17 protein-coding genes are annotated in these 18061 nt (G+C 69.6%); 11 read left to right on the top strand and 6 right to left on the bottom strand.

The genetic code is table 11. The annotated features are described in order from the left end of the window. Positions 1 to 246: 246 nt before the first annotated feature. Both ACFE71_RS05920 and ACFE71_RS05925 read left to right on the top strand, forming a co-directional pair. A complete protein-coding gene (locus ACFE71_RS05920; RefSeq protein WP_375427884.1) occupies positions 247 to 1839 on the top strand; it encodes a hypothetical protein in 1593 nt (530 codons plus the stop codon). A gap of 34 nt (positions 1840 to 1873) precedes the next feature. Next, on the top strand, positions 1874 to 2533 hold the full coding sequence (locus tag ACFE71_RS05925; protein ID WP_375427885.1) for a phosphatase PAP2 family protein: 660 nt from the start codon (positions 1874 to 1876) through the stop codon (positions 2531 to 2533). On the opposite strand, the gene galE is transcribed toward ACFE71_RS05925, so the two are convergent. Continuing rightward, positions 2530 to 3534, bottom strand: coding sequence for a UDP-glucose 4-epimerase GalE (gene galE / locus ACFE71_RS05930; RefSeq protein ID WP_375427886.1), 1005 nt, complete (start codon positions 3532 to 3534; stop codon positions 2530 to 2532). The two genes, ACFE71_RS05925 and galE, sit on opposite strands and share 4 nt — an antisense overlap. Before the next feature lie 74 nt (positions 3535 to 3608). On the opposite strand from galE, the gene msrA reads away from it, so the two are divergent. Then, a complete protein-coding gene (gene msrA / locus ACFE71_RS05935) occupies positions 3609 to 4157 on the top strand; it encodes a peptide-methionine (S)-S-oxide reductase MsrA (RefSeq protein WP_375427887.1) in 549 nt (182 codons plus the stop codon). Between the two features lie 108 nt (positions 4158 to 4265). Here msrA and ACFE71_RS05940 read toward each other — a convergent pair whose 3' ends face one another. Further along, complete coding sequence (locus ACFE71_RS05940) at positions 4266 to 5234, bottom strand: L-threonylcarbamoyladenylate synthase (RefSeq protein WP_375427888.1); 969 nt, start codon at positions 5232 to 5234, stop codon at positions 4266 to 4268. A gap of 50 nt (positions 5235 to 5284) precedes the next feature. On the opposite strand from ACFE71_RS05940, the gene ACFE71_RS05945 reads away from it, so the two are divergent. Further along, positions 5285 to 6973: an acyl-CoA dehydrogenase gene (locus ACFE71_RS05945; protein WP_375427889.1), complete on the top strand. Its 1689-nt coding sequence runs from the start codon at positions 5285 to 5287 to the stop codon at positions 6971 to 6973. Between the two features lie 5 nt (positions 6974 to 6978). Further along, complete coding sequence (locus ACFE71_RS05950) at positions 6979 to 7797, top strand: arylamine N-acetyltransferase (RefSeq protein WP_375427890.1); 819 nt, start codon at positions 6979 to 6981, stop codon at positions 7795 to 7797. Here ACFE71_RS05950 and ACFE71_RS05955 read toward each other — a convergent pair. Both ACFE71_RS05955 and ACFE71_RS05960 read right to left on the bottom strand, forming a co-directional pair. Beyond that, the gene (locus ACFE71_RS05955) at positions 7794 to 8141 is read right to left on the bottom strand and encodes a GntR family transcriptional regulator (RefSeq protein WP_375427891.1); all 348 of its coding nucleotides are present in this window, start codon (positions 8139 to 8141) and stop codon (positions 7794 to 7796) included. The two genes, ACFE71_RS05950 and ACFE71_RS05955, sit on opposite strands and share 4 nt — an antisense overlap. Positions 8142 to 8185: 44 nt before the next feature. Next, the gene (locus ACFE71_RS05960; RefSeq protein WP_375427892.1) at positions 8186 to 8782 is read right to left on the bottom strand and encodes a nitroreductase; all 597 of its coding nucleotides are present in this window, start codon (positions 8780 to 8782) and stop codon (positions 8186 to 8188) included. 96 nt (positions 8783 to 8878) lie between these two features. On the opposite strand from ACFE71_RS05960, the gene ACFE71_RS05965 reads away from it, so the two are divergent. Next, positions 8879 to 10471, top strand: coding sequence for a peptide MFS transporter (locus ACFE71_RS05965; RefSeq protein WP_375427893.1), 1593 nt, complete (start codon positions 8879 to 8881; stop codon positions 10469 to 10471). A 167-nt stretch (positions 10472 to 10638) separates the two neighbouring features. On the opposite strand, the gene ACFE71_RS05970 is transcribed toward ACFE71_RS05965, so the two are convergent. Together ACFE71_RS05970 and ACFE71_RS05975 are read right to left on the bottom strand one after the other, a co-directional pair. Then, positions 10639 to 11631: an aldo/keto reductase gene (locus tag ACFE71_RS05970; RefSeq protein WP_375427894.1), complete on the bottom strand. Its 993-nt coding sequence runs from the start codon at positions 11629 to 11631 to the stop codon at positions 10639 to 10641. Next, positions 11628 to 12869, bottom strand: coding sequence for a dicarboxylate/amino acid:cation symporter (locus ACFE71_RS05975; RefSeq protein WP_375427895.1), 1242 nt, complete (start codon positions 12867 to 12869; stop codon positions 11628 to 11630). The genes ACFE71_RS05970 and ACFE71_RS05975 overlap by 4 nt, the downstream gene beginning before the upstream one ends. A 78-nt stretch (positions 12870 to 12947) precedes the next feature. On the opposite strand from ACFE71_RS05975, the gene glmM reads away from it, so the two are divergent. The 5 genes from glmM to folP all read left to right on the top strand — a co-directional run bounded on the left by glmM (position 12948) and on the right by folP (position 18039). Then, on the top strand, positions 12948 to 14285 hold the full coding sequence (glmM, locus tag ACFE71_RS05980) for a phosphoglucosamine mutase (RefSeq protein ID WP_375427926.1): 1338 nt from the start codon (positions 12948 to 12950) through the stop codon (positions 14283 to 14285). After that, positions 14282 to 15067 (top strand): bifunctional hydroxymethylpyrimidine kinase/phosphomethylpyrimidine kinase, encoded by a 786-nt coding sequence (thiD, locus tag ACFE71_RS05985; protein ID WP_375427896.1) that lies wholly within the window; start codon positions 14282 to 14284, stop codon positions 15065 to 15067. Before glmM ends, thiD begins: the two co-directional genes overlap by 4 nt. Continuing rightward, positions 15064 to 15666 (top strand): ribonuclease HII, encoded by a 603-nt coding sequence (locus ACFE71_RS05990; protein WP_375427897.1) that lies wholly within the window; start codon positions 15064 to 15066, stop codon positions 15664 to 15666. The genes thiD and ACFE71_RS05990 overlap by 4 nt, the downstream gene beginning before the upstream one ends. A 181-nt stretch (positions 15667 to 15847) precedes the next feature. Continuing rightward, positions 15848 to 16972 carry a site-specific DNA-methyltransferase gene (locus ACFE71_RS05995; protein WP_375427898.1) on the top strand — a complete coding sequence of 375 codons (1125 nt, stop codon included), beginning with the start codon at positions 15848 to 15850 and terminating at the stop codon, positions 16970 to 16972. A gap of 11 nt (positions 16973 to 16983) precedes the next feature. Further along, a complete protein-coding gene (folP, locus tag ACFE71_RS06000) occupies positions 16984 to 18039 on the top strand; it encodes a dihydropteroate synthase (RefSeq protein WP_375427927.1) in 1056 nt (351 codons plus the stop codon). Positions 18040 to 18061: the final 22 nt, after the last annotated feature.

Genomic DNA, 18061 nt, shown 5'->3' on the forward strand with positions numbered 1-18061 from the left:
GCGATTCTCATCTTGATTGTCGCTGCGCTCGCATCCTGATTGTCGCGCTGCAACCATCATCTAGTTAGGACGCTCCTGCCGGTACGAAGCGCCGGAATCAAACTGGATAGGCCTGGTAGGACTCAGTTACTGCCACGCGCTGAGCTGCGCGATCTTGCCCACGTCTTGAGGTGCGATCCGGACGCGCTGGCGTCCCGGGCCGGTGTGGGAAGTACGATGAGCGCTGCCGGCGTTGGGCCTCGGCAGGTGGCGTTCGGCGACCTCGTCCTGTTGCGCTCCGACCTGGAACTGGATCGCAGGCGCGTTTCGCCCATCACTCTCCAACGGAGCGACTATCATCGCATGGCGTGGCTGAACGTGATGCTGCCGTATTGCCCGGAGTCGCTCGAACGGTTGATGGACAGCTGCCCGCGCTGCCATGAACGCCTGGGCTGGCGAACGACGTTCGGGATCGGATGGTGCGAGCACTGCGAGCGCGAGCTGCCACCGTCGTGTGAAGCCGCCCTGCCTTCTGAACTTGCCGAGGAGTATCGCTTTTTCGCATCCCTGGCGTCCACGGACCCGGAGCACCGTGCGGGTGCCGTGGCGCGGCTGCCGACGAGGCTTCGGCAGCTCGCACCGGCGGAACTGATCAGGCTCGTTCTTCGCGTCGGATGGATCTGCCGCGACGAGCCGCTCGGGCGCACCATGCAGAAAGAGTTCGTGCGCTTCGCTCCCGAACTGCGCGCATCCATCATCACCACGGGCACGGACCTACTGAAGGATTGGCCGGACGGCATCCGCGGCTGGGCGATGGCACAATCGCAACGGTATGCGGACGACATCGATGGCTACACCAAGCTCCGATACTGCCTCAAGCGTATCGGAAACGGAAACTCTGTCGCGGGGCAGCAGCGCGAACTTATGGCGGAGACGTTTCCCGACCTCTTTAAGAGCTTCGGGCACGGCTTCGCCGGATCCGAACGCTACTATCTGACCGCACAGGTCGCTCCGATGCTCGGCATACCCGTCAACCGGCTCGCCCGGCTTCGACAAGCTGGCTGCATGGACTACACCGAGCTGCCCTCGAGAAAGGAGCGGCTTCGAATTCGTTACGACGCTGATCAGGTGGATCGGATCGCGAACGCCCTTCGAGGGAGCTGTTCGATCGCCTCGTGCACCGGAGCGGTTGGTCTGCCGTCCTACGCGATCGAGCAGATGGTATGCATGGGTGTTCTCGAGCAGGAGGTTCACCCTGCGGTTCTGCTGCTGCACGATAGGCCGAGAGTTCGACGTGCCAGCGTCGAGCTAACGCTCGAGCGGCTGCGCGCCTGCTACCGGAAAGATCCTCCCCACGGCTTGATGCCGCTGAAGCTTGCGGCAAATCGCATCGGAGGGCGGCTGAAGCCGTGGGGCACGATGTACGTTGCCATGCTTAGTGGCGATCTGCCGATCTGGCACCGGAAAGAGGCCAGGAGTCCGCTGCGCGCCATCCTTGTCAGGCCCGAGAGCCTGGCAATGTTCGATGACGTACACTTCGACTCGCACGACTACCCCGATTTCTTATTCGACACCCTAGCGACGAGCGTTGATATCGGCGAAATTCTAAACGTCGCGCCCAAGGTCGTGCATCAGATTATAGCCGACGGGGGCCTCGCGCGAGTGATCAGGGACACCGCGCACTGCGTCGCGGCCGCCGAAGTCTTAGCGATGGCCGCCCGGCTCGCTTCCAATTCGGAAGTCGGACACTGGAACGGTGAGTCGGTAATCGGGACGCATTACAAGCTGATGCGCTTGAGCATCCCTGGCGAACATGGAATGTGGTCACGCAATGCGCTCAAATTGTCAGGTATTCTGTGAACGATTCAGATCGGACGGCAGTGCGACTCTAAGGTTGCGCCAACGCCCGCCCGCGCTGCTTGCCGTGGGGGTCGGCGCGGGCGCGGTGGCGCTTCTCCTGCTGTTCGCGCGTCTGGTCGATCGCGGGCCGTTCGCGTGGGACCGCGCGGCCATGCTCAGGCTCAGGACGCCGGGCGATCTTGGCGACCCGATCGGACCGGCGTGGCTGCTCCCCTTCATGCGCGACGTGACCGCGCTCGGCGGTGGGCTGCTGCTCACGCTGATCGTGGTCGCGGCGGCGGGGCTGCTGGTCGTGCGCCGGCTATATGTCCCCGCACTCCTGACCGTGCTCGCGTCGTGGAGCGGCGGTCAGGTCGTCGCGCTGGTCAAGCAGCAGGTCGGGCGGGCCCGGCCCGACATCGTGCCCCGGCTGATCGACGTGCGCGAGCTCAGTTTCCCGAGCGGTCATGCGACGAGCGGCGCGGTCGTGTATCTGACGCTCGCCTTGCTCGCCGGTCGGGTCGTCCACGAGCGGCGGGTGCGGGCATATCTGCTTTTCTGCGCGGTGCTGCTGGTCGGGACCATCGGGATCAGCCGGGTCTATCTGGGCGTCCACTGGCCGTCGGACGTGCTGGCGGGATGGGGCTTCGGGACGCTGTGGGCGCTGGGGTGGTGGCGCCTGGGGACGGAAGCGCGCGCGGCCGTCCGGCGCTAGCGCCCCATCTCGGCGAGCTTGCGTTCCCAGGCGAGCGCGTCGCGGACGATGAGGTCGAGGTCGTCGTGCCGCGGCCTCCAATCGATGGTGTTCAGGATCGCGGCGTTGTCGGCGACGAGTTCGGCCGGATCGCCCGGGCGGCGGCCCTCGAGGCGGCGGTCGACGCGCATGTTGGTGACGCGGTCGACGGCGTCGAGGACCTCGAGCACGGAGAAGCCGCGGCCGTAGCCGCAATTGAGCGTATGGCTTCGGGTCGGCTCGGCGACGAGCAGGTCGAGCGCGGCGACATGCGCGGCGGCGAGGTCGCTGACATGGATATAGTCGCGCACGCCCGTGCCGTCGGGGGTGGGGAAGTCGGTGCCGAACACGCCGACGCTGTCGCGCTTGCCGGTCGCGGCCTCGGCGGCGATCTTGAGGAGGTGGGTGGCCCCCGCGGTCGACTGGCCGGCGCGGCCTTGGCGGTCGGCGCCCGCGACGTTGAAATAGCGGAGCGCGCAATAATTCAGCGCGTGGACGGCGGCGACGTCGCGGAGCATCGCCTCCGTCATCAGCTTGGAGGTGCCGTAAGGGTTGATCGGGACCGTCGGGTCGGTCTCGCGCACGGGCACGCGGTCGGGCGTGCCGTAAGTCGCGGCGGTCGAGGAGAAGATGAAGTGCGGGACGCCGCACGCGACCGCGCTCTCGATCAGCGCGCGGGAGGCGGCGGTGTTGTTGCGGTAGTATTTGAGCGGGTTGGTGACGGACTCGGGCACCACGACCGATCCGGCGAAATGCATGATCGCGCGGACACCGTGACCCTGGAGCGCGCCGCGGACCGCTTCGTCGTCGCTCACGTCGCCCACGACCAGCGCGGCGCGGGGATCGACCGCCCAGTCGAAGCCGGTGACGAGGTTGTCGAGCACGACGACCTCATGCCCCGCGTCGAGCAGCGCGAGCACGGCGTGGCTGCCGATATAACCCGCGCCGCCCGTGACCATCACCTTGCCGCCCAAGTCCGCCATCGCGCTCGCCCCCATCGTCGTTGCCGGGACCCTAGCCGGTTCCTATCTTCCGGCCAACAAACGGAGACACGGGTATGACCGATTATGTGACGCTTGCGGGCGGGTGCTTCTGGTGCACGGAAGCGGTGTTCAAGGACGTGATCGGCGTCGAGTCGGTCGAGAGCGGCTATATCGGCGGCTCCGTCCCGAACCCGACCTATCGCGCGGTGTGCGACGGGGGGACGGGGCATGCCGAGGCGATCCGTGTGGGATATGACCCCGAGCGGCTGGCGCTGGCCGACCTGTTCGACATCTTCTTCGCCACGCATGACGGGACGCAGCTGAACCGGCAGGGAAACGACGTGGGCACGCAATACCGCTCGGCCATCTTCCCGGCCGACGAGATGCAGGAGACCGAGGCGCGCGCGGCGATCGAGCGGGCGCGGGTGGATGCGGGCAAGCCGATCGTGACGACGATCGAGCCGATGGGCGAGTGGTACGAGGCGGAAGGGTACCACCAGGATTATTGGGAGACGTCGGGCCGGGCGAATCCTTACTGCATGGCGGTGATCCCGCCCAAGCTGCAAAAGCTGCGCAAGAGCTTCGCCGAGCGGTCCAAGGCGAAGGCGGCCGTCAGCGCGTAAGCTCACCCGTCACGCCGGCCTCGAGCCGGGGTGACGCTTTTTGCTTTCGGCCGCGCGAAGGAGCGGGACCCCGGGTCGAGCCCGGGGTGACGGGGTTGGGTGAGTTCATCAATGCGCGGCGCGGCGAAGGCGGTCGGCGATCGCCTCGCCGATGCCGGTGCGCGGGATGGGGGCGACGGCGATCCGGGGTTTGGCATTCGCGTCGGCGCGGTGGAGTGCGTCGAAGAGGCGGGCGGCTGCTTCGATCAGGTCGCTCGTAGGGGACAGGTTTTCGTCGCCCGCGACCGGGCCGAAGCCGACCAGCCATTCGTCCGGTGTCGCCTTGGTCGCGTCGAGGCGCAGGGGCTTGTTGGGGGCGTAATGGCTCAGCTGCTGGCCGGGTGCGGTCGGTCGCTCGGGCGTCCCGGGCGGGGCTGCGCCCCGACCTGTGCCGGGGCGGCGTTCTGCGGGTAGAGCGGCGTTCACCCGCTCCGCCGTGATCGGGCCGGGGCGAAGAATCGTGTGGCCCTGGACGATCGTGGACTCCAGCCCGGCGCGGGTCGGGCCGTCATCGAGGATCAATGGAGCGGCCGCGCCCAGGCTGGCGACTACATGCTCGGCGCGGGTGGGGCTGATGCCGCCGGAGCGGTTGGCGCTGGGGGCGGCGAGCGGCTTGCCCGTGGCGAGCAGCAGCGCCCGCATCGCGCGGTGGTCGGGGACGCGGATCGCGATCGTGGGCAACCCGGCGGTGACGATCGCCGCCACGGCCGCGTCGGCGCGGAGCGGCAGTATGAGCGTGAGCGGGCCGGGCCAAAAAGTGGCGGCGAGCGCGCGGGCGTCGTCGTCGAACTCGGCCAGCGCCTCGGCGTCGACTTGGGATGCGACATGGACGATCAGCGGGTTGAAGCTTGGCCGGCCTTTCGCGCCATAAATCCGCGCCACCGCCGCGCCATCGCCCGCGTCGGCGGCGAGGCCATAGACCGTCTCCGTCGGCATCGCGACGATGCCGCCACCCGCGATCACGCGCGCCGCGCGCATGATCGCCTCGTCGCTGTAACGCAGGATTTCGGGGGCGGGCGTCGGGACTGGTGCGGGCATGGGCAGGCGCTATATCGACCGTACTCCCGTCAACCGCCAGAGGAACCGCGATGGTCTTCACTCCCGCCGCCGCCGAGCAGCGTTTCGTCCTCGATCACGTCGTTGGTATCGCCGAGCTGACCGATACCGACATGGTGGACGCGGTGCTGGAGGGCGTGGGGCAGTTCGCGGAGGGCGAATGGGCGCCGCTGAAGCGCGTGGGCGACGTGGTCGGCGCGAAGTGGACCGAGGAGGGTGTCGTCATGCCCGACGGGTTCCCGCAGGCCTACCGTGCCTATGTCGAGGGTGGTTGGGGCACGATCGGGGTACCTGAGGTTCATGGCGGGCAAGGGATGCCCTTCGCGATCCAGACGGCGGTGCTCGAGACGCTGGGAACCGCGAACATGGGCTTCGCGCTGTGCCCGACGCTGACGGTGGGCGCGATCGAGGCGCTGGCGCATCACGGCACGCCCGAGCAGCAGGCGCTGTACCTCCCCAAGCTGGTGACCGGCGAGTGGACGGGGACGATGAACCTGACCGAGCCACAGGCGGGCTCCGATGTCGGCGCGCTCCGGGCCAAGGCGGAGCCGCTCGGCGACGGCAAGTGGAGCGTGTCGGGCGTCAAGATATACATTTCGTTCGGCGATCACGACCTGGCGGAGAATATCGTCCATCTGGTACTCGCGCGGACGCCGGACGCGCCCGAGGGGACGCGCGGCATATCGTTGTTCCTGGTGCCGAAATACCGGCTGAACGAGGACGGCACGCCGGGCGCGTTCAACGACGTGCGGGCGGTGTCGATCGAGCATAAGATGGGGCTGCATGCCTCGCCGACCTGCGTCCTGAGCTTCGGCGACAACGGCGAGTGCGTGGGCGAGCTGATCGGGCCGGTCGGTGGGGGCATGCGCGCGATGTTCACCATGATGAACAACGCGCGCCTGAATGTCGGGCTGCAGGGCGTGCAGGTGGCCGAGGCCGCGACGCAGAAGGCGGTGCATTACGCGCTCGACCGCGTTCAGTCGGCGCGCGCGGGCGTCGCGGGCGGCAAGCCGGTCAGGATCGTCGAGCATCCCGACGTGCGCCGCATGCTGCTGCGGATGAAGGCGCAGACGCAGGCCGCGCGGGCGCTGGTCTATTATGCGGCGGGGATGGTCGACCGGGCGGGTGTGGGCGACGCGGAGGCGAAGGCGCGGCTCGAGCTGCTGACCCCGCTCGCCAAGGCGCATGCGACCGATATCGGGTGCGAGGTGTCGTCGATCGGCATCCAGGTCCATGGCGGCATGGGCTATGTCGAGGAGACGGGGGCGGCGCAGTTCTTCCGCGATGCGCGGATCACGCCGATCTATGAAGGGACAAACGGGATCCAGGCCGCCGATCTGGTCGGGCGCAAGCTGGGGCTGGATAACGGCGGCGTGTTCGCGCGGCTGGTCGAGGATATGCGGCGCGATGCGGAGGGGACGGACCTCAAGGCGCTGGTCGAGCTGTGCGACGAGACCGGGCGGCGGATGCAGGGGCTCGATCACGACGACCGGCTGGCGGCGAGCTATCCGTTCCTGACGATGCTCTCGACGGCGGTGTGCGGGTGGCTGATGGAGCGTCAAGCGCGCGCCACGTCGGACGACGCGTTCGGGGCGATGAAGCGGACGGTGGCGCGGTTCCATGTCGAGCAGGTCGTGCCCGAGGCGCTGGGGCTGCGCGCGGCGGCGATGGCGGGCGCGTCGCGGCTTTACGAGGTGGAGGCCGAGGCGTTCGCGGCCTGACGTCCGTGTTCGACCTAGACGCCTATTTGGAGCGGGTGCGATTGCCCGTGCGGCCGACGCTCGACGGGTACGGCCTGCAAGCGCTCCAGCGGGCGCATCGGCTGGCGATCCCGTTCGAGAATCTCGACGTGATCCTTGGCCGCGCCATTGCGGTCGACGGCGCCGCCGTGTTCGCCAAGCTGGTGACCTCGCGGCGTGGCGGCTTCTGCTTCGAGCATAACCGATTGTTCCTGGACGCGCTCGCCGCGCTGGGCTTCACCGCGCGCCCGCTTCTCGCGCGGGTCTGGTTGGGCGTCACCGAGGTTCCGCCACGCGCCCACACGTTGGCGTTGGTCACCCTGGACGATGGCGACCGAATCGCCGATGCCGGTTTCGGCGGCAGCTACGCCCCGCCGCTGCCGCTCGCCGACGGCGCCGAGGCGATCGCCCCGGACGGCGCGCGTTTCCGCCTCATACGCGACGCGCGGCATGGTTGGATGGTGCTGCGCGACGGCGATCCCGCCACCACCGACGGGCGCGACACCGCGCCGGGCTGGCGGCCCCAATACAGCTTCACGGAAGGTCCGGTGTGGGATGCCGACCTGGCCATGGGCAGCCACTGGGCCGCGACCGCGCCGGCCAGCCCGATGCGCCGCCGCCCGATCGTCAGCATCGTCCTGCCCCATGGTTTCGCGACGCTGACCGGCCCCGACTATCGCCGCTGGGCCGCCGGCACTGGGACCGCGGGTTCGATCACCGATCCGCGCGTGTACCGGATGCGGCTGGGCATGATGTTCGGGATCGACCTGTCGGTGGAGCAGGTCGCCGAACTCGGGCTGTTCTAGGCGCGCTCGAGCAGGTCGTCCACGTCCAACCCGAGCAGTTCGATATGGTCGCGGATACGGGGCCATTGGCCGGTCACGAAGCTCTCGCGCTCCGCCAGGCGGAGGCGGTCGGCGGCGCCGGGCAGGACGAACATGCCGACGCCGCGGCGGACCTCGACATAGCCGTCATCCTGGAAGCTCTGATACGCCTTGGCGACGGTCAACGGGTTCGCGCCGTGCTCGGCGGCGAGCGAGCGCACCGAGGGAAGCTGGTCGCCGGTCTTGAAGCGTCCGCGCAGGATGCCGGCCGCGATGTGGCCGCGCAGGCGGAGATAGACGGGGCCGTCTTCGGTCAGTGCTGCCATGCTGAGTTAATACAGCACCGCGCCGGCGCCGTCGAGACCCGCCGTCACCATTCGGAGACGACCCGGTCGAGGTCCGGCCGTGGCCGCTCCTTTAGCGGACGCACGGGGGTGCCGATGAACACGAAGCCGACCACGCGTTCGCCGTCGCGTCCGAAGGCGTCGCGGACGGCGGCGCTGGTGGTCGCCCAACCGGTGAGCCAGCCCGCGGCGTAGCCGTGCGCGTGCGCCGCGTGGAGCAGGTTCATGACCGCCGCGCCCGCCGACATCTCCTGCTCCCAGAGCGGGATGGGGCGTTCGGTGCTGGGGGCGGAGAGGACGACGACGAGCGTGGGTGCAAAATGCGCGAACTGGTCGAGGCCCTCGAGATCGCCGGGCTTGACCGGCGCGGGATCGGCGCGGCGCGCCTGCGTGAGGAGTTCGGCCAGCGCGTCGCGGCGGTCGGGGGCGATCGTGACGAAGCGCCAGGGGGCGAGCTTGCCGTGATCGGGCGTGCGCGCGGCGACCGCCAGCATCGCGCGGAGCTCGCCCGCCGATGGGCCCGGCGCGACGAGATCGCGCGGCTTGCCCGAGCGGCGGGTAGCGAGGCCGGACAGGTAGGAGGCGCGATCGTTGAGCGTGGTGGGGAGCATGGCGCGCGACATAGCGCGGAACCCCGATATTTACAGTCGGCGCTTTGCCGCTAGGCTGACGGGCGGAGCGGCCGCGCGGAACGCGGCGAAGGGGAGTGACAGGCCGACATGGCGAGTGCGTCGACTATTTCGGGGGGCGGCAAGACCTTCCTGGGCCACCCGCGCGGCCTGTTCGTGCTGTTCTTCGCCGAGTTGTGGGAGCGGTTCTCCTATTACGGGATGCGCGCCATCCTGATCTTCTACCTGACCAAGCATTTCCTGTTCGGCGACGCGCCCGCCTATGCGGTGTACGGCGCGTACACGTCGATGGTGTACATTACGCCGGTGATCGGCGGCTATCTCGCCGACCGGTATCTCGGCGCTCGCAAGGCGGTGCTCGTGGGCGGCGTCTTCATCGCGATTGGCCATCTGCTGATCGCGCTGGTCGAGGGTCCGGCCGGACAGCAGGGCCGATATCTCGACGGGTTCTATCTCGGGCTCGCATCCATCATCGTCGGCACGGGCTTCCTGAAAGCCAACATCTCCGTGTTGGTGGGGCACCTGTACCCGCGCGACAACGCCAGGCGGGACCCGGCCTTCTCCATTTTCTACATGGGCATCAATTTGGGCGGTTGGGGCGGGCCCATCATCTGCGGCGTGCTGGGCGAGACGGTCGGCTGGTCGTACGGTTTCGGCGCGGCCGGGATCGGGATGCTGGCTGGGCTGGCGGTGTTCGTGGGTTTCCGACGCGAACTGCTGGGCGCGGGCGAGCCCACCTCGCCCGCGCTGCTCACGGCGCCCGTGTTCGCGGGCGTATCGCGCGAGTGGATAATCTATCTGGGCGCGCTCGCCGCGGTACTCGTGGCGTGGTGGCTGATCCGGTACCAAGACGCGGTCGGGGTCGCGCTGGTCGCGTGCGCGGTCGTGACCTTCTCCTTCATCCTCTATCGGGCGGTGTTCACGTTGCCGAAGGTCGATCGCGACCGCATCCTAGCGGCGCTGTTCCTGATCGCGCTGTGTCCGCTTTTCTGGGCGCTGTTCGAGCAGGCGGGATCGTCGCTGAACGTCTATACCGACCGTTCGGTGGACCGTTCGCTGCTGGGCTGGACGGTTCCGGCCTCGGTCTTCCAATCGGTCAACTCGCTGTTCATCATCATCCTGGCGCCGATGTTCGCGGCCCTTTGGACGGTGCTGGGCAAGCGCGGGCTGGAGCCGAGCGCGCCGTTCAAGTTCGGGATCGGACTGCTTCTGATCGGCGCGGGGTTCCTCGTGCTCGTCGCGGGCGCGGGCGCCAACGCGGGTAGCCTGACGCCGGTGATCTTCATCCTCCTGATCTACCTGCTCCACACGATGGCCGAACTCTGCTTCTCGCCGGTCGGCCTGTCGAACATGACGCGGCTGTCGGTGACCAGCTTGGTCGGGCTCATGATGGGCACTTGGTTCCTGGCCACGGCGGCGGGCAATTTCATCGCCGGCCAGATCGCGCAGGCGACCGGCGGCGAGGGTGTCGGGCCCGAGCGGGTCATGGAGGTCTATTCCACGATCGGCTGGCTCGCGATCGGGGTCGGGGCGGTGGTGCTGCTGATCGCGCCGTTCGTCGTACGGCTGATGCATCTGGACACGATCGGCGCCGACCCCGATCACGCGATGGCGGGCGAAGCGCAACTGGCCGAACCGAAAGCGGCGGGGCTGCATACGGCGGCCGAGACGAAGCCCGTTTGACATTCGGCGCGCCGGGTCCGGTCGAGAGACGTGTTCTCCGGGGCCGGGACGTATCGTCGGCAAGCTCGGATCAGAAATCGACCATTTAGGACAGCGGTATGGGGCGGCCCCTATGTTTCAGCTCCGGTTCGGAGCGCATCGGGCAACCCGATGACCCATCGGCAAGGTTACAAGCGCACCATCCGCATCCCCCGCTCCGCATAGCGCGGCCCGGCTGTCCCTCCGCGCGGGGCGGCCGCGTCCAGCTCGGCCAGGTCCGCCGCAGTTAGCGTCACCTCCGCCGCGCCCGCGCTGTCGCGCATCGTCTCGCGGCGCTTGACGCCCGGGATGGGGACGATGTCGTCGCCCTGCGCGAGGAGCCAGGCGAGCGCGACCTGGGCGTTGCTCACGCCGTGGCGGTCGGCGACCACCTTCACCACGTCGACGATGGCGAGGTTGGCGGGCATGTTCTCGGGCGAGTAGCGCGGGTCGTTGCGCCGCCAGTCGTCGGGGGCGAGGTCGTCCAGCGAGCGGATGCCGCCCGCCAGGAAGCCGCGGCCGAGCGGGCTGTAGGGGACGAAGCCGATGTCGTGCTCGCGGCAGACAGTCAGGATTTCGTCCTCGACGTCGCGTTCCCATAGCGAATACTCGCTCTGGAGCGCGGTGATGGGGTGCGTCGCGGCGGCGCGGCGGAGCGTGTCGGGGCCGGCTTCGGAGAGGCCCAGGAAACCGACCTTGCCCTCCGCCACCAGCTCGCCCATCGCGCCGACCGTCTCCTCGATGGGGACGTTCGGGTCGACGCGGTGCTGGTAGAACAGGTCGATCGTCTCGACGCCGAGCCGCTGGAGCGACCCCTCGACGGAGGCGCGGGCGTTCGCCGGGCTGCCGTCCACGCCGACGATCTCATCGCCCTCGAATTTGAAGCCGAACTTCGTGGCGATGACCACGCCGTCGCGGCGGCCGCGGATCGCCTGGCCGACGAGCTCCTCATTCTGGAAAGGGCCGTAGATCTGCGCGGTGTCGAGGAAGGTGACGCCGAGATCGAGCGCCTCGTGGATGGTGCGGGTTGATTCGTCCTCGGTCGCGGTGCCGTAGGTGATGTTGCCGTTCCGGATCATCGGCATGCAGCCGATGCCGACCGCCGAGACTTCCAGGACATTGCCGAGCGTGCGGTACTTCATGGGTTGGATTCCTCGACCGGTGTTCGGGCTGCAACGGTCGCGGTGGCCGCGAGGTTCATGCTGACGTTGCCCAGGGTTCGAAAGATGTCGGGGATCGTCTCCACCGCGATCAGCAGCCCGAGCGGCGCGATGGGGACGCCGAGCGCGACCGCGACGGGCGCGATGGAGGCGAAATAGGTGATCTGCGCGGGCAGGCTGACGCTGCCAAGCGACACCAGCGCGCCGACCGCGACGGCGGCGAGGAGGTTCCCGGGCTCGACGGGCACGCCGAACCAGGCGGCGATGTAGAGCGCGACCGCGACGTTCATCGCGGGCTGCGTCGCGCGGAACATGGCGACGCCGATGGGGAGGGTCACGCCCGAAACGGCGGTGGGCACGCGGAGCGCGGCGGCGGCGTCGATCATCGCGGGGAGCGTCGCGAGCGAGGATTGGGTGCTGGCGGCGACCGCCTGGGCGGGCAGGATCGCGCGGGCGAAGCGGAGCGGCGACATGCGGCCCCCGACGAGCGCGAGGAGGTAGGACAGCGCGATCACGACGACGCCGATGCTCGCCACGATCGCGATATAATGGAGCAGCGCCCCGAACGCCGCCCCGCCCGCCCGCGCGCCAACCACGAACGCCAGCGCGAACACGCCGATCGGCGCCAGCACCAGGATCCAGCCGACCAGCACGAGCATCGCGTCGCGGATGGCGGCGAACAGCCCCACGATCCGCTCGCGCCCGGCAGGCTCCAGCCGCGTGACCGCGAAGGCGAAGGCGAGGAAGAACACGATCAGCGACAGGAGCGCGTTGTTCGCCGCCGCCGCGACGACGTTGGTGGGAACGATCGTGGCGAAGAACTCGGCGATCGGCGGCGGCGGGGCGACCGGGACCGCGCCGGTCAGCGCCGCGCGGAGCGAGGCGGCCGCCTCGGCGGGCACGGGGACCAGCCTGAGCAGGAGCGGTGTGACGAGCGCGGCGATCGCCCCGGTGACGAACACGCTCGTGATGAACAGCGCGATCGCGCGGGCGGCGACGCGGCCCGCGCTCGCCGCCTCGGCGGTCTGCGCGACGCCCGTGACGAGGAGCGCGGTGACCAGCGGGATCACCGTCATCTGCAGCGCGGACAGCCAGGCATTGCCGATCGGCTCCGCGACCAGCGCCGCGCGCCTGGCGGCAAGCGGGGAAAGCGCGGCGACCGCGACGCCCGCGAGCAGCCCGGCGACGAGGGAGAGGAGGATGCGGGAGGCTCGGGACATGCTCGCTCTTTGCTGCGCGCGCCGCTAGGGACGCCGGTTCGGGTCGTGTCCGACCATAGCGAGGCGTTCGGGGCGGGAATGGCAAGAAGATATTTCGGCACCGACGGCATTCGCGGGCTGACCAACACCCGGCCGATGACCGCCGAGATGGCGATGCGCGTCGGCATGGCGGCGGGTGCGTATTTCCTGCGCGGCGACCACAAGCACCGCGTCGTCATCGGCAAGGACACGCGTTTGTCGGGTTACATGCTCGAATCGGCGCTGGTGGCGGGGTTCACCTCGGTCGGCATGGACGTGGTGATGCTGGGGCCGATGCCGACCCCGGCGGTCGCGATGCTGACGCATTCGATGCGCGCGGACCTGGGCGTGATGATCTCGGCCAGCCACAACCCCTACCAGGACAACGGTTTGAAGCTGTTCGGGCCCGATGGATACAAGCTGTCCGACGAAGCGGAGGCGGCGATCGAGGCGTTGATCGACGGGAACGTTCCGCTGGTTTCGGCGGCCGAGATCGGGCGCGCACGCCGGATCGACGACGCGCAGGGGCGCTACATCCACTTCGCCAAATCGACCTTTCCCGAGGCTCAGCGGCTCGACGGGATGAAGGTGGTGATCGATTGCGCGAACGGGGCGGCGTACAAGGTCGCGCCGTCGGCGCTGTGGGAACTCGGCGCGGACGTGGTCTCGATCGGCGTCGAGCCGAACGGCAAGAACATCAACGACCGCGTGGGATCGACCGCGCCGCGACTGCTGTCGGAGACGGTGGTGGCGAGCGGCGCGGCGATCGGCATCGCGCTGGACGGCGACGCCGACCGGCTGATCGTGGTCGACGAGCAGGGGAAGATCGTCGATGGCGACCAGCTGATGGCGACGATTGCCGCCGCCTGGGCGCGCGCGGGACGCCTGGTGGGGGGCGGACTGGTCGCGACCGTCATGTCCAACCTTGGGCTGGAGCGGCATCTGGCGGCGCAGGGACTTGGGCTGGTCAGGACCAAGGTCGGCGACCGGCACGTGCTGGAGGCGATGCGCACGCGGGGATACAATGTCGGCGGCGAGCAGTCGGGGCACATTATCCTGTCGGATTACGCGACGACGGGCGACGGGCTGGTCGCGGCGCTGCAGGTACTGGCCGCCCTGCGCCGCGCGGGCGCGCCCGCGAGCGAGGTGCTCCACCGGTTCGACCCGTTGCCGCAGCTGCTTCGGAACGTGCGTTTCGCGGGCGGCAAGCCGCTGGAGCACGCGGCGGTGCGGGCCTGCATCGCCGAGGCGGAGGCGGAGCTGGCGACGACGGGGCGGCTGGTGATCCGGCCCTCGGGCACCGAACCGGTGATCCGTGTCATGGCCGAGGGAGAGGACCCCGGCCAGGTCGAGCGGGTGGTGACGCGCATCTGCGACGCGGTGCGGGCGGCGGCGTGATCCCGCGCGTCCCTGTCCCCCGCATTCTCGTCATCGCCGGATCGGACTCCGGCGGGGGCGCGGGAATCCAGGCCGACATCAAGACGATCACCATGCTGGGCGGGTACGCGACGACCGCAATCACCGCGCTCACCGCGCAGAATACGCTGGGCGTGCAGGGCGTCCATGCCGTGCCCACCGAGTTCGTGGTGCGGCAGATGCGCAGCGTGCTGGACGACATCGGCGCGGACTCGGTCAAGATCGGCATGATCGGGTCGGCGGAGACCGCGCATGCGGTTGCGGACGAGTTGGAGCGGCTGGACGTGCCGGTCGTGTTCGATCCCGTGATGGTCGCGACGAGCGGGTCGGTGCTGGCGGGCGCGGATACGATCGCGGCTTTCGAGCGGCTGATGCGGTCGGCGTCGGTGACGACGCCGAACCTGCCCGAGCTGGAGGCATTGGGCGGCGAGGCGGCGGTGCTGGCGCATGGGTGCCACCTGCTCGCCAAGGGCGGGCATGCGCGGGGACGGTATGTGGTCGACCGGTTGCTGGCACCGAACGGGGAGGAGGTCGCGCGGCTGGAGGGAAAGCGCCTCGACGTCGAGGACACGCACGGCACCGGCTGCACGCTGGCGAGCGCGCTGGCCTGTGGGCTGGCGGCCGGGATGCCGGTTGCGACCGCGTTCGAACAGGCGGTGCGGTTCGTGCGCCTCGCGATCCTGTCCGCGCCGGGGCTTGGTGAGGGGCACGGACCGGTCGGGCATAATCTGGGCCACAACCCTTACGAGCGGCTGGAAGGGTGAGCGGGACGCTCGCCGGATTCGACCGCGGCTTTCCCGGCCCGGTGGCGGGCGTGGACGAGGTCGGGCGCGGACCGCTGGCCGGACCCGTGGTCGCGGCGGCGGTGATCCTTCCCGCCGGATTCGATCCGGCGGGGATCGATGATTCGAAAAAGCTGTCGCCAGCCGTGCGCGAGCGGGCGGCGGCGCGAATCACCGCGACGGCCGCCGTCGGGCTGGCGATCGTCGAGGCGGACGAGATCGACCGGCTGAACATCCATGGCGCGACGCTGGTCGCGATGGCGCGCGCGGTGGCGGCGCTGACGGTCCGGCCAGGGCATGTGCTGGTCGACGGCAAGTTCCTGCCCGCGCTCGATTATCCCGCGACGGCGGTGATCGGGGGCGACGCCAGGAGCCTGTCGATCGCCGCCGCGTCGATCGTCGCCAAGGTCGCGCGGGACCGGATCATGGTCGCAGCGGCGCAAGCGCATCCGCACTATGACTGGGCGTCGAACAAGGGGTATCCGGCGCCCCGGCACCTCGCCGCGCTGGTCGAGCACGGGCCGACGCCGCTCCACCGCCGCAGCTTCGCGCCGGTCGCGCGCGCATATCTGGCCCGCTGAGGCTTCACCGCCACACCGCAAGCTGTTGAGTCCCGCGGGCGCGTCTGCCCCAACATCTGGGTGCGACCGCACCATGGTCCGCTCGGTCGATGGGATCGTCGGCTTGTCGGTCGACCATTGTCCGCTTGACGGAATCCCGGGTCGGCTGGGATGATCGGCCTCGAGTTCTGGCGGGGGTGGTATGGGGGCGATCGACGTGATCGCGCGGGTTCGCGCGCCGGAGGAGGAGTCCACTCTTCCGCTCGACCGGATCATGATGGGCGACTGCATCGCGGCGATGCGCGCGCTACCCGACAGGTCGGTCGATATGGTCTTCGCCGACCCGCCCTATAACCTCCAGCTGGGGGGCGAGCTGTTCCGGCCCGACGGGTCCCATGTCGATGCGGTGAGCGACGATTGGGACAAGTTCGACAGCCTTCAGGCCTATGACGCGTTCACGCGCGCGTGGCTGGCGCAGGCGCACCGGGTGCTGAAGGACACCGGTACGATCTGGACGATCGGGTCGTACCACAACATCTTCCGCGTCGGCGCGGCGATCCAGGATCTGGGCTTCTGGATCCTGAACGACATCGTGTGGCGGAAAGCCAACCCGATGCCCAATTTCCGGGGCACGCGCTTCACCAACGCGCACGAGACGCTGATCTGGGCGTCCAAGGGCGCGGGGGCGAGATACACTTTCAACTACCGGTCGATGAAGACGCTGAACGACGAGCTGCAGATGCGGTCGGACTGGGATTTCCCGATCTGCGGCGGCGCCGAGCGGTTGAAGCGGGATGGGGTGAAGGTCCACCCCACGCAAAAGCCCGAGGCGCTGCTGTACCGCGTGCTGCTGGCCTGCACGGAGCCCGGCGACGTCGTGCTCGACCCGTTCTTCGGGACGGGGACGACGGGGGCGGTGGCCAAGCGGCTCGGGCGGCGCTGGATCGGGATCGAGCGCGAGGCGGATTACTGCGCGGCGGCGGTGGCGCGGATCGACGCGGCGCTCCCGCTCGACGAATCGGCGCTGGCGACGATGCGGTCGCCCCGCGCCGCGCCCAAGGTGGCGTTCGGCAAGCTGGTGGAGACGGGGATGCTCCGGCCCGGATCGGTCATCCACGACGCCAAGCGCCGCTGGTCGGCGAGCGTGCGCGCGGACGGATCGTTGCTCAGCGGCTGCGGGGTCGTGGGTTCGATCCACAAGCTCGGCAGCACGCTCCAGGGCGCGCCCGCCTGCAATGGCTGGACGTTCTGGCATTACGAGGCCGAGGGCGGCCTGAAGCCGATCGACGAACTGCGCCAAACCTATCTGCTCGCGACCCAGCCTTGACGCGCGCGGGCCTGTATCTTCGCCCCGTCCAATTCGTCGATACGCCGGTCGGGCGCGACGGCGAGGTCGCGCGGCTGGCGGGCGGGATGCAGTGGTTCGCCGCGTATGAGGTGACGCGGGACGGCGCGACCCGCACGATCCCGGTCGCCGAGTTCGAGCGGACGCTGGGCGCGCAGGACGACCGCGCGGCGGCGCTGCACCGAGCCGTCACGGCCGCGCGGCCCGCGCTGACGCTGGGTGACCGGACGCTGCGGTTCGACCAACCGCAGGTGGCGGGCATCCTGAACGTCACCCCCGACAGCTTCTCCGACGACGGCGCGCACGGGAGCGATCCGGCGGGCGCGGCATCCGCGGGGGTGGCGATGGCGGCGGCGGGGGCGGCCCTGGTCGATGTCGGGGGCGAGTCGACACGGCCCGGCGCGGCGACTGTGTGGGAGGAGGACGAGGCGCGCCGCGTCGTGCCCGCGATCGAGCGATTGGCGGCGGCGGGAACGCTGGTGTCGGTCGATACCCGGAAAGCGGCGGTGATGGAGGCGGCGCTCGGCGCGGGCGCGGCGATCGTCAACGACGTGTCCGCGCTCCTGTGGGAACCCCGAGCGCTGGAGGTGGTCGCGCGCGCGGGGTGCCCGGTGGTGCTGATGCACTCGCCCGATCCTGCCAAAGGTCCGCACGGCGGCGGCGGGTACCGCGACGTGCTGACCGAGGTGTTCGACTGGCTGGAGGCGCGGATCGCGGCGGTCGTCGCGGGCGGGGTCGACCGCGCCCGCATCGTCGTCGATCCGGGGATCGGCTTTGGCAAGTCGCTGGCCGACAACCTCGCGCTGCTGAACGGGCTGGCCATGTTCCAGGGGCTCGGCCGTCCGGTGATGCTGGGGGCGAGCCGCAAGCGGCTGATCGGCGCGCTGTCGAACGAGGCGCCGGTCGAGGCGCGGCTGGGCGGATCGGTCGCGCTGGCGCTGCTGGGCGCGCAGGCGGGGGTGCAGCTGCTCCGCGTCCATGACGTGGCGGAGACGGTGCAGGCGGTCCGGGTCTGGCGGGGCTTACGCGACCGCGCGCTGGTGGGCTAGGCGCATCCGACCGCCCGCGCGC

Source organism: uncultured Sphingomonas sp., assembly GCF_964237155.1.
Taxonomy (GTDB): Bacteria; Pseudomonadota; Alphaproteobacteria; order Sphingomonadales; family Sphingomonadaceae; genus Sphingomonas.

Bases quoted from the DNA above. Each gene is read 5' to 3' on its own strand.
- msrA (WP_375427887.1), top strand. From the start codon at position 3,609: ATGACCGATTATGTGACGCTTGCGGGCGGGTGCTTCTGGTGCACGGAA.
- galE (WP_375427886.1), bottom strand. From the start codon at position 3,534: ATGGCGGACTTGGGCGGCAAGGTGATGGTCACGGGCGGCGCGGGTTAT.
- ACFE71_RS05970 (WP_375427894.1), bottom strand. From the start codon at position 11,631: ATGAAGTACCGCACGCTCGGCAATGTCCTGGAAGTCTCGGCGGTCGGC.
- ACFE71_RS05945 (WP_375427889.1), top strand. From the start codon at position 5,285: ATGGTCTTCACTCCCGCCGCCGCCGAGCAGCGTTTCGTCCTCGATCAC.
- ACFE71_RS05960 (WP_375427892.1), bottom strand. From the start codon at position 8,782: ATGTCGCGCGCCATGCTCCCCACCACGCTCAACGATCGCGCCTCCTAC.
- ACFE71_RS05965 (WP_375427893.1), top strand. From the start codon at position 8,879: ATGGCGAGTGCGTCGACTATTTCGGGGGGCGGCAAGACCTTCCTGGGC.
- ACFE71_RS05940 (WP_375427888.1), bottom strand. From the start codon at position 5,234: ATGCCCGCACCAGTCCCGACGCCCGCCCCCGAAATCCTGCGTTACAGC.
- ACFE71_RS05955 (WP_375427891.1), bottom strand. From the start codon at position 8,141: ATGGCAGCACTGACCGAAGACGGCCCCGTCTATCTCCGCCTGCGCGGC.
- ACFE71_RS05975 (WP_375427895.1), bottom strand. From the start codon at position 12,869: ATGTCCCGAGCCTCCCGCATCCTCCTCTCCCTCGTCGCCGGGCTGCTC.
- ACFE71_RS05995 (WP_375427898.1), top strand. From the start codon at position 15,848: ATGGGGGCGATCGACGTGATCGCGCGGGTTCGCGCGCCGGAGGAGGAG.
- glmM (WP_375427926.1), top strand. From the start codon at position 12,948: ATGGCAAGAAGATATTTCGGCACCGACGGCATTCGCGGGCTGACCAAC.